Source organism: Synechococcus sp. A15-44 (assembly GCF_014280115.1).
Classification (GTDB): Bacteria; Cyanobacteriota; Cyanobacteriia; order PCC-6307; family Cyanobiaceae; genus Parasynechococcus.
The window spans coordinates 1,112,947-1,125,293 of sequence record NZ_CP047938.1 but is presented as its reverse complement, the minus strand read 5'-3'; the positions used below and the strand labels follow the sequence as shown (position 1 = coordinate 1,125,293).

Here is a 12,347-nt window from a genome sequence, read left to right as displayed (position 1 = left end):
CCCCCCTGGAACGGTTCTAGGGTTCGGCGGTGATGGTTCCGATCATGGGCAGACGCTTCACGGCCGTACTGATCTCTCTGGTGGTGTTCACATGCCAGTGGCTGATGCCGGCTCCGGCCCACGCCGCGATGGATGTGGCCAAACAGGTGTTGATTGGAGCCGACTATTCCAACAAGGACCTGCGGGGGGCCACCTTCAACCTCAGCAACCTGCGCGAAGCCAACCTGTCCGGGTCTGATCTGCGGGGAGCCAGCCTCTACGGCGCCAAGCTGCAGGATGCCGACCTCAGCGGCACCGACCTGCGCGAAGCCACCCTGGACGCCGCTGTGATGACAGGCACCAACCTTGAGGATGCCGTGCTGGAGGGGGCTTTTGCCTTCAACACCCGCTTCAGCGATGTGTTGATCACGGGGGCCGACTTCACCGACGTTCCCATGCGCGGGGACCAACTCAAAAGCCTCTGCGCCGTTGCCGACGGAACAAATTCCGTCACGGGCCGCAGCACCCGTGAAAGTCTCGGTTGCGCCTGAACCATGAGTTTTGATCCCCGCAGCCTCGAGCGCCTCCGTGAGTTGGGGCGTCAACTCCCTGCACGCCTGCCGGAACCGGAGAAGCCTGCGTCAGCTCCCAAAGCCAGCCAGGTGCGCCATCGCGTTGAAACGGAGAAGAACCCCGAGGAGCTCTTCCGGGAACTGATGAAGGCCAGCCAGGACGGCACCGTTCCTGAGCACCTGATGGACCGCCTCAAACAGTTGGAGGCCCAACGCAAACCATCGGCTCAACCATCGCCGTTCAACAACAACGACACCACACCAGCCCTTGCCGCACCAGCGCGCAGCCAGCCCGGACCGGGAAAAAACACCCAGCCGAAACGGCCGAAGGTGGACCCGGGCAGCGAGGAAGAAAGCCTCTACGTGGCTTTCGGGCAGCTGCTGCTCGAGGATGAGGGAGACGACGTTTGAACCCGGCCCGTTGCCGGATTCTTGCGGTGGGCAAAGTGCGTCGTGGCTGGATTCAGGACGGCATTGACCTCTACCTCAAACGCCTGCCTGGGTTGACCATCAGCGAACTGCGCGACAGCAATCCAGACAAGGAAGCTGATGCCATCAGAGCGGCCCTGCGACCCGACGAAACCCTGATTGCACTGATGGAACAGGGCGACACCTTGGCGTCAGTTCCCTTCGCGCGACGTCTCGAGCAATTCGGCAACCAACGGCTGGCCTTCGTGATCGGTGGCGCCGACGGTCTGACGGCTGAGCTCAAGGCACAGGCCAAATGGCGCCTGAGCCTTTCACCGATGACCTTTCCCCACGAACTGGCGCGGCTCATGCTCGTGGAACAACTGTTCCGAGCCCAGGCGATTGTTCAGGGCAGCCCTTATCACCGCGCCTAAGGTTCGGCGATGGCCGTTGATCTCTCCCCCTCGACCATGCGTCTGGCTCTGCTGTCTCCGATTCATGGCCAGTCAATTGATCACATCGCCCGACAACTGGAGAACTACAGGGTGTTTCTTGCGCCCTTCGAGCTGCGTCATTACTTCCACGTGTCTCTGGAGAGCCACCCGGATCTCCAATCCCAGCTCAGCGCCTTCGCCGAACGGGAGGGGCACAGTGTTGTCTTCGCCAAACGCAGTCGACCCACTTGGCGGGCTTGCACGGCCTACGCCTTGTGTGAGCTGATCAAGACCGTCCTTTCCGACCAGCACAGTCACGACAAGGTGCTGATTCATACAGACACGGATCTACTCGTCTCCAGCGATGTGAAAAAGCAGCTGATCATGAGCAAGATCGGCTGCGGCAATCGGTCATTTCGAGGCGACAAAGCAGGCTGGAAATGGTCCAACAAAGCCCAAAACGACCGACGTATCCAGCGGTTTGTCGCGGAGATGCTCGATGGAGATTCATCCCAACTGCGCATGGGCCGCGTCTGTGGCGCACACATGCCCTGGTCCGTTTTTAAGAGCTTTGGCGTGATCTACAACGCCTATTTCGACACCAGCCATTTCGAAAAACATCCCCAACGTCACTGGCCCCTGACCGAGGTCGCGATCCCCACAATCCTGAGGCTCCTAGAGGGTCCCGATCAGCGCTTCCGCGACCCACTGATCAAAGTTCCAAAGACAAAGAACGTGTCCTGCAAAAGCATCGATCGCATGATCAAACGTCGCGACGGCTTCGGGCTCAAAAAAATTGCTCGTGACACCGACAGTGAGGCGTTTCACTACGTGATGCACCTGCAGGCACAAGCTGCAGGGGAGGCCTGACCATGCTTCACATCATCGACAACCTTCTGCCTGCCAGCAGCCTTCAGGACCTACGCGACCTCTGTGACATCCACGGGCGACTCAAGGAGGAACACGACGGTGATGCTCAATTCAGCTGGCGACCCGAAACCGGTTCTCCCCGCTCGATTCACGCAGCCGCTCAGCAAGCCGTCGTCGATCACTACCTCGACGAGGCCCTGCTCCCTCTGGCAACACCGTTCGCACCCCAGCGGGCTGGAGTCGAGTGGTGGTGCAACACCAACAACGATCTCGACTGGCATATCGACAAGGACGAACTGGAAGGCCGACGCAGCGGCCGTTTCCTGCTTCCGTTGCTGTCCACCGTGTTCTACCCCCATGTGAGCTGCGCTGGCGGCGAACTGCTGGTAGCCGACAACCCTCCGATCGAGAACGGATACCAGGGGCCGTTGCCCACGTTCCGCTCGGTGATCTCGATCCCACCGGTGGTGAACCGTCTGGTGCTGTTCTCCCCCGGCATCCTGCACCGGATCAACCCGTTCGAAGGCGAGCGCTATTCCGTGGCCGTGAACATCTGGGAGCAAGCGCCCCTCACCACAACGGCTGGAGAGCCACTGGCTTGAATTTTTCGATCGATACCGTCCAGGCCCGTGGGGAGAAAGCCTGCAATCCCGCTTTGAACGCGGCCGTATCCCCCGTGTTCAACCAGTCGGCCTTGAGCCTGGGCACGTCCTCCGGCAGCCGTTCCATCGGCAGCTCCACGAGCAGCAGGCTGTCGGCTCCAGCCGCACGCTGCAGCACACCCTGATCACTGCGCTGCCACACCCGCAGCAACAGCTCCAGCACCAGTACATGGCCCAACGCCTCCGGGGCCTCACCTTGCGGAGCCACCTCTTCCTGAGACCGTCCCCCCAGGGGCAGGGCGCGCCGGCCCTGCTGATCGATCAGCGCCATGGCCACGAGGTAAGGGGAATCAGCCATGCCGTTTCGAGCGAGAAACGACATCTTCCCTGATGAATTAAGGAATCACATCCCTTGAGAAACCAGCCACTCTTTTCGCCACTCACCCAGGCCAGGGAGCTGGATGAAAGCATCGGCGCGTTTATCCCCGTCGTCGTCCACCGCCAGCATCACTCCCTGAATCATCCAACCCGGCACCCTGCCCTCCGATTCAGGCAACATTCCAGCCATCCAGACCATCGCTTGAAGCTCGCCAGACCGCCCGGAGAAGCCATCCATGCCGACGTCATGGCTAACGCCATTGATTTTGATCCGGTCCCCTTCGTCTGGATTGAAGTCGACAACCGTATCCGTATCCACGCCTTGACCCCGACGATCGACCTTTCGAAATCGGAAACGGTCTGCTCCAGTGCCCCCCGACAGCAGATCGCTCCCCTTCCCCCCTATCAGAACATCCCGTCCGGCGAAGCCCATGAGGACGTCATCACCACGACTTCCAGCCAAACGGTTCCGACCGCGATGACCTGCAATAACTCCGGGCTTCTTCAGCCGCCCGTGCCTCGCAGCAACTGCTTTGATGCCATATATCTCAGGAGACAATAAAGCTGGCATCACTCTTGCTCTCCTGCCGATCAACTGAATGGCTGACGATGCCACCGGCTGATCCTTCAATTGATATGCAAGCGAAGCATGACCCCGCTCAAACCGCTCGTAAGCTCCCCAACGGGTGCTACTAATTCCACCCAGAACCGGATGAGATCGGTAATCCCTCGTCTCGATCCTCAGCCTCGAGAACATAGGGCTGAGATAAAAAGCCTGGCCTAGGGCCGTCGGTGGGCTCCGTTTCCACCACTTGTCCATCGGCTGAAAACCGGCACAACCTGAACGTAGCTCGGCCAACAAGAACCTCTTCTATAGTACAAAAATACTAATTTGATGCTCTGTGGAGCTCCAACACAGACCGCTTCCCCTGCAGCCCAAGCGCAGTCGACTCACGCTGCCCCTGGCCGGAGAACGGGTCGCCGCTGGCTTCCCGTCCCCCGCCGATGACTACGTCGACGTGGGGATCGACCTCAATGAACAGCTGATCCGGCATCCCACCAGCACCTTTTTCCTGCATGTGAGCGGCGAATCGATGACCGACGCCGGCATCCACGACGGCGATCTTCTGGTGGTCGATCGCAGCCTCGACCCGCGCCCGGGCCAGGTGGTTGTGGCGGTGCTCGATGGTGCCTTCACCCTCAAACGCCTGATGCGTCATCGCGGCCGGTTGCGCCTGGAAGCCGCCCATCCGGACTATCCGCCACTGGAGCTTCACCGCTGCGGCGAAGTGCAGGTCTGGGGCGTCGCTATCCACGTGATCCATCCGCTCTGAAGCGACATCGCCATGCCTCAGGCCACGGCTCTGATCGATGGAAACAACTTCTATGCCTCCTGCGAACAGAGCCTGGATCCGGCTCTGATCGGTCACCCCTTGGTGGTGCTGTCCAACAACGACGGCTGCATCGTTGCGCGCAGTGCCGAAGCCCGTACCCTCGGCATCCGCATGGGGACGCCGTACTTCAAGGCGCGCCGGGAGCTTGAACGGCACAACGTGGTGGTGCGCAGTTCGAACTACGCCCTCTATGCCGACATGAGCCAGCGGATGATGAGCCTGCTGGAGACCCACTGTGAAGAGCTGGAGGTGTATTCGATTGACGAGGCCTTCGGGAGAATTCGTCGTCCCCGCGATGGCGACCTGCAGGGTTGGGCCCGCCAGCTGCGGGCACGGGCACGGCAGAACCTCGGCCTACCGATCGCCATCGGCTTAGGGGCCAGCAAGGCCCAGGCCAAGCTGGCCAATCGCCTGGCCAAACAGACCCCAGACCATGCCGGGATGTTCGACCTCGGCCAGTGCGACAACCCTGATCGCTGGCTGGAAACCATTGCGATTGAGGATGTCTGGGGAATCGGTCGACAACTGGCCCATTGGTGTCGCCTGCGGGGCGTCAGCAACGCACGACAACTCCGGGACATGCCGAGCGGTGAACTGCGCGCCAAATGCGGCGTGGTGGGTCTGCGGCTGCAACGGGAGCTGCGGGGCCATGCCTGCCTGCCGCTGGAGCTGGCACCAGCACCAAAGCAAGAAACCTGCGTGAGCCGCAGCTTCAGTCGACCCATCACCAGCCAGGAGGAGCTGCACCAGGCCATCGCCACCTATGTGGTGCGCGCCGCCGAGAAATTGCGCAAGCAACGGCAACGGGCAGCAGCCCTCACCATCTACACCCGCACCAGCCCGTTCGCTCCTGGGTTTTACGGCCAAGCCGCCAGCACGCAGCTGGACCTGCCGAGCAATGACACAGCCGTGCTGCTGGAGGCGGCACGGCCCTTGGTGGCACGGATCTTTCGCCCCCACCGTCCACTGGCCAAGGCCGGCGTGCTGATGCAGCACCTGCAGAGCCACGACATCCTGCAGACCCATCTGATGGTGCCGATGAGTGAGGAGCAGCAGCAGAAACGGGAGTGCCTGATGCAGACCATCGACCGGATCAATCGGCGTTACGGGCGTGGAACCCTGCAATGGGCCGGTTGCGGACTGCAGCCCAGTTGGTTGATGCGGCGTGAGCAACTCAGCCGCGCCGCCACCACCCGTCTGCAGGACCTACCGGTGGTGAAGGCCTGACCCACAGCGTTGAGCCAGGCCTCAAACCTCCTGCAGCAACTGGATGACCTGCTCACGGGTGCTGAAACGCCGCTGGAATGATCAACCGACATACCCCTCTCGCTAGTACAGCCGTATTAGTACAGCTGTGGCTCCGGGGTCCAGGAACTGAATCTGAAGAGTGCTCTTAAGCGTTGGCGCCTTTGTGCGTAGGACTGTCGGCCCGACGTACCGACGTACTGATGCGAAGGCGCACTGCTGCCTTACTGACCGTTGCCCTGCTGAGCAGTGCCTGGGCTGCACCAGCCAGGGCCGCCAGCGTGACGATCCGCAGCTGCTACGACGGCGACACCTGCCGGACCATCACCGGGGAGCGGATCCGACTGGCTTGCATCGACACCCCGGAGTTGCGGGGGAAGTACGCCCAGCCTGCAGCTGCCACTGCTGCCAGGGATCACCTGCGCGGCTTTCTCGCCGGCAAGGCCATCACGGTGCGCCGTATCACCACCGATCGCTACGGCAGGACCGTCGGAGAGCTGTACGCCAACGGCACCAACGTGCAGCAGGCAATGGTCGCCAGCGGTCATGCCCGGATCTATTGGAAGTACGCCCACCAGTGCGCCTGGACGCGATGAATCCCCCAAATAGGGGATTTGGAAAACAGGGTGCAACGGCAATAATTAATTCATGCCTGATGAACTCGGAACCCGCGTCTATGCCCTAGCCACAGCACTGGGCCTAAAGAACAAGGATGTTTTGGATGCAGCAGAAGAAATAAACATCGTCGCCAAGTCTCATTCTTCGCCACTAACGCAGGCGGAGGCTGAAAAGATTGCCAACCATTTAGGGAAGCACGCTTCTCAACTCAAAGAAGAACGTCTACAGCTTATTGAGGATCTCAAAAAAGGCACCCTAATCAGTATTCAAAAATCAGTACTAAAACAAACAGAAGAGCCAGAGAACGGTCAAGAAAAGAGGGTTTTCATTAATGAAATATCAGAAGCGCTTGGCTGTGAAATTCAGCAGGTAGTAGACACTGCCAAATCAATGAAGCTCAATCTTGGCAAAGATCCTAGAAAAAGCTATCTATGGTCAAAGAAAGCGATGAAAGTCATTCATCGGATACTTCAAGATCTAGAGCCAAATCGGGTACGCATTGAAATTGTTGCTTCTAAGCTTTCTTGTGAAGTAGAAGTTGTTGAGGCTGTTGCCCGCGAGCTTGGACTTACATTGAATGATCCAGCTCACCAAGTCGCAAATGCATTGGGAATTGGAAGTGGATATTACCCATCTATAACAACTCAGGACGCTCAGAAAATTGCTGACCAAGTTAGCAACGGAAGTAATTTATCTTTCATCAAGACAAAGCTGCGACCAGCCGAACAGAAGAGGCGCGAACTACTTCAGCAAGAACTCGAAGCACAACGGCAAAAAGAATCCGCCGAGGCTCAGAGAACTCACAGCACGAATACTGCACCACCAGCAAGCTCGAATGTGCCGACAGCACAAGCACAGCAAACAATTGCGCAGAAACCACAAAAAATGACGGGCAGCACCTTGGTGCAGCACTGCCTGAAGGGCTTGGCAGAAGGTGTTGCCGAAACATCAATCTGTATCCGTGCCGGTTACAAGACCGATGACATTGGCCAATTCCGCAGGGCTTTCAGCCGAGAAGCCAAGGTTGCCCTGGCACCGCTGAACCGTATGGCCGCCGAGATGACGCGGCGCAACGTTGACGAATTGGATACTCCAACCAGCGCCGTTGCCGATCGAGAGGTGCGCACCGTCACCACCTCAGCCCGGGTCAGGAACGCAGGCTTCCGCGCCGGTGTACTGGCAAGGCATGGCGCACGGTGCGTCTGCTGCGGAATGGCGCTGCCAGAGCTGGTGGAGGCCGCCCACATCGTTCCCGTTGCCAACGATGGCAGCGACTCACCCTCCAACGGCCTGCCTCTCTGTCCGACGCATCACAGCGCCTTTGATCGCCACCTGTTCTCAATCAACCCCGACACGCTGGAGATTCAGCTGGCCGATGGACTGACTGCAGAGATGCTCCAGATCACGGAGAGCCGGTTGCACGCGGAAGTGAGCGAGGAAGCGCTGAGGATCCGGTGGGAGATGTTCTTAAGGGGCTGATACTTACGCAGCTTTGATTAGTACCTCTGTGCATTAGTTGCGGTAGCTGAATTAGAGTTGATTCATATCCAGCGGCCTTAAAAATGCGCCCTGAAAATACGAACAAACATAAGCACCCCAAGGCGACCAAAGAAGAGCAAAGGCGCCAAACCATCCAAATTATGGAGTGGCTAACCCTCGGCTGGAGTCGCCAGAAGATCTGCACAGAAGGTTGCAGGCTCTGGGGGTACACCAACGATCGGGTGATCGATGCCCGAATCAAGCAAGCCCGCCATGAATTCCGGGAAGCATGGAATAACACCGACCGGCAAGAGTTCGTAGCTCAGCAGCTCAGCCGTTTAGATCTGGTGGTCGAGAAGAGCTTCGAGCAGAAGCAGCTGGCGGTGACGCACGCCTCGATCCTTGCCCAGTGCAAGCTGCTGGGTGTTGGCGACGGAAGCAAATTCTGATCCGAGACCGTTATCGTCTCTCATCAATAGCGCCGGGGGGGGGGGCATCCCCCCTTCGACCAGGATCACCGACCTGCATAACACCTAGGCAGAGCTGAGTATCACAAACCTGCTCAATTTCAGCCCGACAGCATCCTTACCCGACACACCGAGGGTCCACGTGCGCAGAGAAGTGCAGCACCACGGCATCACCAACTGCTGAGCAGGGTTACTAATACTGTCTCACCAAGATTCCAGGGCAGCATTAGCCCATTGACAGATATACGCCTTAGTTGAGAAATAGCGCTCCGAAGCAGCGAAAAAGCGGCTGATTCAGCCGCCTAGACCGCCTGGGGCTGATCTGGACAGGAATTGGACGCACACTGGGCCTTCAAACCCGTTGGCATTACTGAGCCCGGTGATCTTGCGTACCTGCCGTTGTGACAGGTACGCGCTGCTGGACGGGCCTCTGGACTCAGGCCACGTCTCAGCCTGAGCAGTGCTTGAAACAGCTGATCGCGCTTCAGCTGTTCATTGCTTTCGTGCGCCAATCGTATCGATGTAACTAACGAGGCGCAATCTTCCGGAGTAAGTGACACCCACAGGGCGACTCCCCTCCCCCCACGGAAGCGATTTGATTCGGCCGCGGCGCCATAGGGGGTCAGTCCGAATTGGATCCGGGATTGAACGGGTTACTTGCGCACGTATCCGGCCATCAGCTCCTACGCACCCGAACAATCGAACAATCGAACAATCGCCCTACCCCTATCCCCCAGCTGGGGCAAGAGAGCTGCATAAACCTCCCTCACATGGGGGAGGCGACTCACCGCTGTTTTGAGCATGGTGTTCAGAGGGAGTTAGCCCAGAGACGCCATGAACAGAACCTCCGTTATCGGCCTTGCAGCCTCAGCAGTCCTCGCAGCAGCCGGACTCGCCGCTGAGGGAAACGCAAGCAAGGCCCTACTTGCCGCTGGGACAGCCAGTGGAGCTGGATCAGCAGTGGCGGCACTGCTTACAGAAAGCAAGACACGGAAGCGCTTTGCAGGTGTCCTGGACATTGAGGACGAGATCAGCCGCTCATCAAAGAACCTCAAATCAGTTGAAGACCGCTTGGCGAAGGCGACGGGATCCTTCAACTCGCAAGAAGAGGCGATCGAGCGACTGAGGAATGAACGCTCTGAGATCACTGACGAGGTCGCGTCCATGCGAGCTGATCTCATCTCAATGAGGAAAGTCATCGAGGTCGAAAACGACCTTCAGATGGCTGGCTTTGCCGCTCGCCGTTATCTGGGCATCGACTCAGATGCGCTTCTGGAAAGGCTTAAGGACAACCGCACCAGACAGAAAGAGGTCGGGAAATCGATCTTGGACAAATGCCAGTACCTCAACTTCACCTACAACGATTCGATCCCTCAGGGCCGGGCTTTCGCCAAGCGGACAGTCACGTCCTGGTTGAGAGGCTTCAACGCCGAGTGCGATGCCGCCATCTCAACCCTTAAGCACTCGAACGACTCGACCGTGCTGAACAAGATCGACAAAGCCTTCAACTTCTACGAAAAGAAGGCTGAGCAACAAAGCTTCCCCTGGTCATCAGCGCTCTCGGGGCTGAAGGAGGAAGAGGCTTTCTTGGTGCATGAGCACCACGTCGAGAAGCAACGCGAGAAAGAAGAGCAGGCCGAAATCCGCCGTGAGATGCGGGAAGAGGAGCGGGCACTGCGAGAGGCAGAGGAGGCTCAACGGAATGCCGAACGAGAGGCCGAGAAATACGAGGAACTCCTCCGCAAGGCCAAGGAAGAGGCTTACAGCGAGACGGAAGAAGCTGAACACCTCTCGAAAATTGCCGAACTTGAGCGCCGTCTGGCCGAGGCCGAAGAGAACCGAGAACGGGCGATCAGCCGTGCCCAAATGACCCGCAGCGGTCACGTCTATGTCATCAGTAACGTCGGCTCCTTCGGGCAGGACGTCTTCAAAGTGGGCATGAGCCGGCGACTCGACCCGATGGAACGAGTCAAAGAGCTTGGCGACGCCTCCGTGCCATTCCCCTTTGACGTGCACGCAATGATCTTCACCGAAGATGCACCTGGCTTCGAAAAGGAGATCCACCGTCAGATCTGGGAGCACCGAGTAAACCGAGTCAATGATCGACGTGAGTTCTTCCAGCTCTCGATGCCGGAGCTAGAGGAAGCCACAGCACAAGCTGCGAAAAATCTGGGTGTAACTGCCGAAATTCGATGGACGCGATACGCCTTAGCTGAGCAGTATCGACAGAGCGTTAGTGAGCGCTTCGCTGCGTAAAGGCACATCTCTATATCTCGGCACATTGATTCAGCAGTGGTCGGCCTCTAGATCTGTGATCAAAGGGAGATCTCCTGCAGGGCTGGGGCACCTCTTTCGGGCGGGTGCCCTGCTCACCCCCTAATGGGGGAGAGAGCCCGCTGAATAAATCCCTCAGTTGGGGGAGGTGATTCCCAGCTGGAACTGAGATGATGTGTTCAAGAGGCGAGAGCCTCACGCAATGGATCAACCCTTGGAGTACCCAAAATTCACGCCTGAATCTCGTGAGGCTGCTAGCAATGTAGTTTTAGCAGTCAACAACGAATCGGATGAAGTCCACTGGGCAACACGTTCTGCTGCGCTTGTGATGGCACTAGGTATTGATGTAGTTTTTACGGAAGCTGAGCTTGTACATGCTCAAGCTGGTGAGACAGAATTTTCGGGTGTTCTCCTTAATCTCATTAAGCATGATTGGGCAATTAGTGATCCCGATGCAATGCCTGCAATGAAACAGCTGCATCAAGCTACAAATGGAGACATTTATGTTCTTGCCAAAAACTTGGACTGGAGTTATCTCCACCGTTTATTTAATGGCGCAATCTCAAGATTAGAAATTGCATCGGCAACAAAAAACAAATAAGAGACCTAAAAAATTAAACGGTCCTTAGTGATTACTTTCTATCGACTGATACCAAACTCACTTGCACCTTGGCAGAGAAAATGAGCAACGAACAAAACAAAAAAGACTATTCATGGTGGTACATCAGCCTGCCTTTTCTATTAATTTTTGCAGGATACAGAGCTCTTACTGGCTCTAGTATAACAAGGGATGTAGTCAGTTCCTTGTCGCGTTCAGCCAGCGGAAGCGACTCAGTTCAACAGGCATCAGCCCAAAAGAAGAGCAAAAGGCAGGTGTGGATCGATTATTTCGAAACAGGTGAATGCCAAGCCAATATGAAAAGGAAGTTTGATAGCGATCCAGGCATTCAACGGATGGTCAGAGAATATGGGACTGACGTCGAGAAGGCATTTACCCCAACGATTGATACCTATTGCCAATGTGTATCCACTGGCATGTCAGAAGGGTCTAAAATGGTTGATGTTTTGAAGGTCTGCACGCCTGGCATCAAACAAAATTTGAAACGCCACCTGTATGGCATGGGCTATGACGTTTACAACTAATTTTATATGACACCAATGAAAAAAGAATAAAAAAAACTCTTCGGGTAAAGCAGGGGGCGCTGATGTTGTCGCTATCCATCTCCCGACAAATTCTTTGTAACAAATCAACCGACCTGTATCAAAAGAACCAAAATCAGCTGTTTAGCAGCAAGCTATACCTTCTCTATGTAAATACCTGAATTTGAAGAATAGAAATCGCGACTATTTTTCGATGCCATCTCTTCTACAGCAATGGCATTCGATCCCGCCGGGAAAGCTCGCATCGTCAACTCAGAAGAGACATCGGCATGGTTCAACGAGCGTCTGAGTCTCCTCTCAAGGGACAAGCGCTGGCTGGACGCCAGAGCCCTCGCTAGGGAGTTCTTTATCCAGGGAAGTCCATGCTCCTGACGCGGCGGCTGAGGGATACAGAGCGCCTGAAGAAAACAAGGGCCTTCCCTTTACCGCTACAGGGTTGAGCGCATGTTGACCCTGCAGGCCCAGG

15 protein-coding genes are annotated in these 12,347 nt (G+C 57.1%); 13 read left to right on the top strand and 2 right to left on the bottom strand.

Annotated elements, in window-relative coordinates; translation table 11 throughout:
• Positions 1-44: 44 nt before the first annotated feature.
• From SynA1544_RS06270 to SynA1544_RS06250, 5 genes are read left to right on the top strand one after another with little or no spacing between them, the layout of a single operon-like run.
• A complete protein-coding gene (locus tag SynA1544_RS06270; RefSeq protein ID WP_115009256.1) occupies positions 45-530 on the top strand; it encodes a pentapeptide repeat-containing protein in 486 nt (161 codons plus the stop codon).
• Between the two features lie 3 nt (positions 531-533).
• Complete coding sequence (locus tag SynA1544_RS06265; protein ID WP_114989032.1) at positions 534-962, top strand: hypothetical protein; 429 nt, start codon at positions 534-536, stop codon at positions 960-962.
• Positions 959-1,393 (top strand): 23S rRNA (pseudouridine(1915)-N(3))-methyltransferase RlmH, encoded by a 435-nt coding sequence (locus SynA1544_RS06260; RefSeq protein WP_115082171.1) that lies wholly within the window; start codon positions 959-961, stop codon positions 1,391-1,393. The genes SynA1544_RS06265 and SynA1544_RS06260 overlap by 4 nt, the downstream gene beginning before the upstream one ends.
• Before the next feature lie 36 nt (positions 1,394-1,429).
• The gene (locus SynA1544_RS06255; protein ID WP_255477754.1) at positions 1,430-2,263 is read left to right on the top strand and encodes a hypothetical protein; all 834 of its coding nucleotides are present in this window, start codon (positions 1,430-1,432) and stop codon (positions 2,261-2,263) included.
• Positions 2,264-2,265: 2 nt separating this feature from the next.
• The gene (locus SynA1544_RS06250; protein ID WP_186515226.1) at positions 2,266-2,865 is read left to right on the top strand and encodes a 2OG-Fe(II) oxygenase; all 600 of its coding nucleotides are present in this window, start codon (positions 2,266-2,268) and stop codon (positions 2,863-2,865) included.
• Here the strand turns inward: SynA1544_RS06250 and SynA1544_RS06245 are convergent.
• Both SynA1544_RS06245 and SynA1544_RS06240 read right to left on the bottom strand, forming a co-directional pair.
• Entirely contained in the window at positions 2,834-3,223 is a 390-nt protein-coding gene (locus SynA1544_RS06245; RefSeq protein WP_186515225.1) for a hypothetical protein, read from the bottom strand. The two genes, SynA1544_RS06250 and SynA1544_RS06245, sit on opposite strands and share 32 nt — an antisense overlap.
• A 45-nt stretch (positions 3,224-3,268) precedes the next feature.
• The gene (locus SynA1544_RS06240) at positions 3,269-4,063 is read right to left on the bottom strand and encodes a calcium-binding protein (protein ID WP_186515224.1); all 795 of its coding nucleotides are present in this window, start codon (positions 4,061-4,063) and stop codon (positions 3,269-3,271) included.
• Between the two features lie 82 nt (positions 4,064-4,145).
• On the opposite strand from SynA1544_RS06240, the gene SynA1544_RS06235 reads away from it, so the two are divergent.
• The 8 genes from SynA1544_RS06235 to SynA1544_RS06200 all read left to right on the top strand — a co-directional run bounded on the left by SynA1544_RS06235 (position 4,146) and on the right by SynA1544_RS06200 (position 11,863).
• Complete coding sequence (locus SynA1544_RS06235) at positions 4,146-4,577, top strand: LexA family transcriptional regulator (protein WP_186515223.1); 432 nt, start codon at positions 4,146-4,148, stop codon at positions 4,575-4,577.
• A 12-nt stretch (positions 4,578-4,589) separates the two neighbouring features.
• Positions 4,590-5,864 carry a Y-family DNA polymerase gene (locus SynA1544_RS06230; RefSeq protein ID WP_186515222.1) on the top strand — a complete coding sequence of 425 codons (1,275 nt, stop codon included), beginning with the start codon at positions 4,590-4,592 and terminating at the stop codon, positions 5,862-5,864.
• A gap of 221 nt (positions 5,865-6,085) precedes the next feature.
• On the top strand, positions 6,086-6,478 hold the full coding sequence (locus tag SynA1544_RS06225; protein WP_186515221.1) for a thermonuclease family protein: 393 nt from the start codon (positions 6,086-6,088) through the stop codon (positions 6,476-6,478).
• Between the two features lie 52 nt (positions 6,479-6,530).
• Positions 6,531-7,979, top strand: coding sequence for a translation initiation factor IF-2 N-terminal domain-containing protein (locus SynA1544_RS06220; RefSeq protein ID WP_186515220.1), 1,449 nt, complete (start codon positions 6,531-6,533; stop codon positions 7,977-7,979).
• A gap of 83 nt (positions 7,980-8,062) precedes the next feature.
• Positions 8,063-8,428, top strand: coding sequence for a hypothetical protein (locus SynA1544_RS06215; RefSeq protein WP_186515219.1), 366 nt, complete (start codon positions 8,063-8,065; stop codon positions 8,426-8,428).
• Positions 8,429-9,406: 978 nt separating this feature from the next.
• Entirely contained in the window at positions 9,407-10,702 is a 1,296-nt protein-coding gene (locus SynA1544_RS06210; RefSeq protein ID WP_186515218.1) for a DUF4041 domain-containing protein, read from the top strand.
• 220 nt (positions 10,703-10,922) lie between these two features.
• On the top strand, positions 10,923-11,321 hold the full coding sequence (locus tag SynA1544_RS06205) for a hypothetical protein (protein ID WP_186515217.1): 399 nt from the start codon (positions 10,923-10,925) through the stop codon (positions 11,319-11,321).
• Between the two features lie 80 nt (positions 11,322-11,401).
• Positions 11,402-11,863, top strand: coding sequence for a hypothetical protein (locus tag SynA1544_RS06200; protein ID WP_186515216.1), 462 nt, complete (start codon positions 11,402-11,404; stop codon positions 11,861-11,863).
• The last annotated feature ends 484 nt before the right edge of the window (positions 11,864-12,347 follow it).

What these genes read in the sequence shown, in the direction of transcription:
- SynA1544_RS06200 (WP_186515216.1), top strand. Translation starts at nt 11,402, where the DNA reads ATGAGCAACGAACAAAACAAAAAAGACTATTCATGGTGGTACATCAGC.
- SynA1544_RS06245 (WP_186515225.1), bottom strand. Translation starts at nt 3,223, where the DNA reads ATGGCTGATTCCCCTTACCTCGTGGCCATGGCGCTGATCGATCAGCAG.
- SynA1544_RS06265 (WP_114989032.1), top strand. Translation starts at nt 534, where the DNA reads ATGAGTTTTGATCCCCGCAGCCTCGAGCGCCTCCGTGAGTTGGGGCGT.
- SynA1544_RS06255 (WP_255477754.1), top strand. Translation starts at nt 1,430, where the DNA reads ATGCGTCTGGCTCTGCTGTCTCCGATTCATGGCCAGTCAATTGATCAC.
- SynA1544_RS06215 (WP_186515219.1), top strand. Translation starts at nt 8,063, where the DNA reads ATGCGCCCTGAAAATACGAACAAACATAAGCACCCCAAGGCGACCAAA.
- SynA1544_RS06205 (WP_186515217.1), top strand. Translation starts at nt 10,923, where the DNA reads ATGGATCAACCCTTGGAGTACCCAAAATTCACGCCTGAATCTCGTGAG.
- SynA1544_RS06240 (WP_186515224.1), bottom strand. Translation starts at nt 4,063, where the DNA reads ATGGACAAGTGGTGGAAACGGAGCCCACCGACGGCCCTAGGCCAGGCT.
- SynA1544_RS06225 (WP_186515221.1), top strand. Translation starts at nt 6,086, where the DNA reads ATGCGAAGGCGCACTGCTGCCTTACTGACCGTTGCCCTGCTGAGCAGT.
- SynA1544_RS06270 (WP_115009256.1), top strand. Translation starts at nt 45, where the DNA reads ATGGGCAGACGCTTCACGGCCGTACTGATCTCTCTGGTGGTGTTCACA.
- SynA1544_RS06250 (WP_186515226.1), top strand. Translation starts at nt 2,266, where the DNA reads ATGCTTCACATCATCGACAACCTTCTGCCTGCCAGCAGCCTTCAGGAC.
- SynA1544_RS06230 (WP_186515222.1), top strand. Translation starts at nt 4,590, where the DNA reads ATGCCTCAGGCCACGGCTCTGATCGATGGAAACAACTTCTATGCCTCC.
- SynA1544_RS06220 (WP_186515220.1), top strand. Translation starts at nt 6,531, where the DNA reads ATGCCTGATGAACTCGGAACCCGCGTCTATGCCCTAGCCACAGCACTG.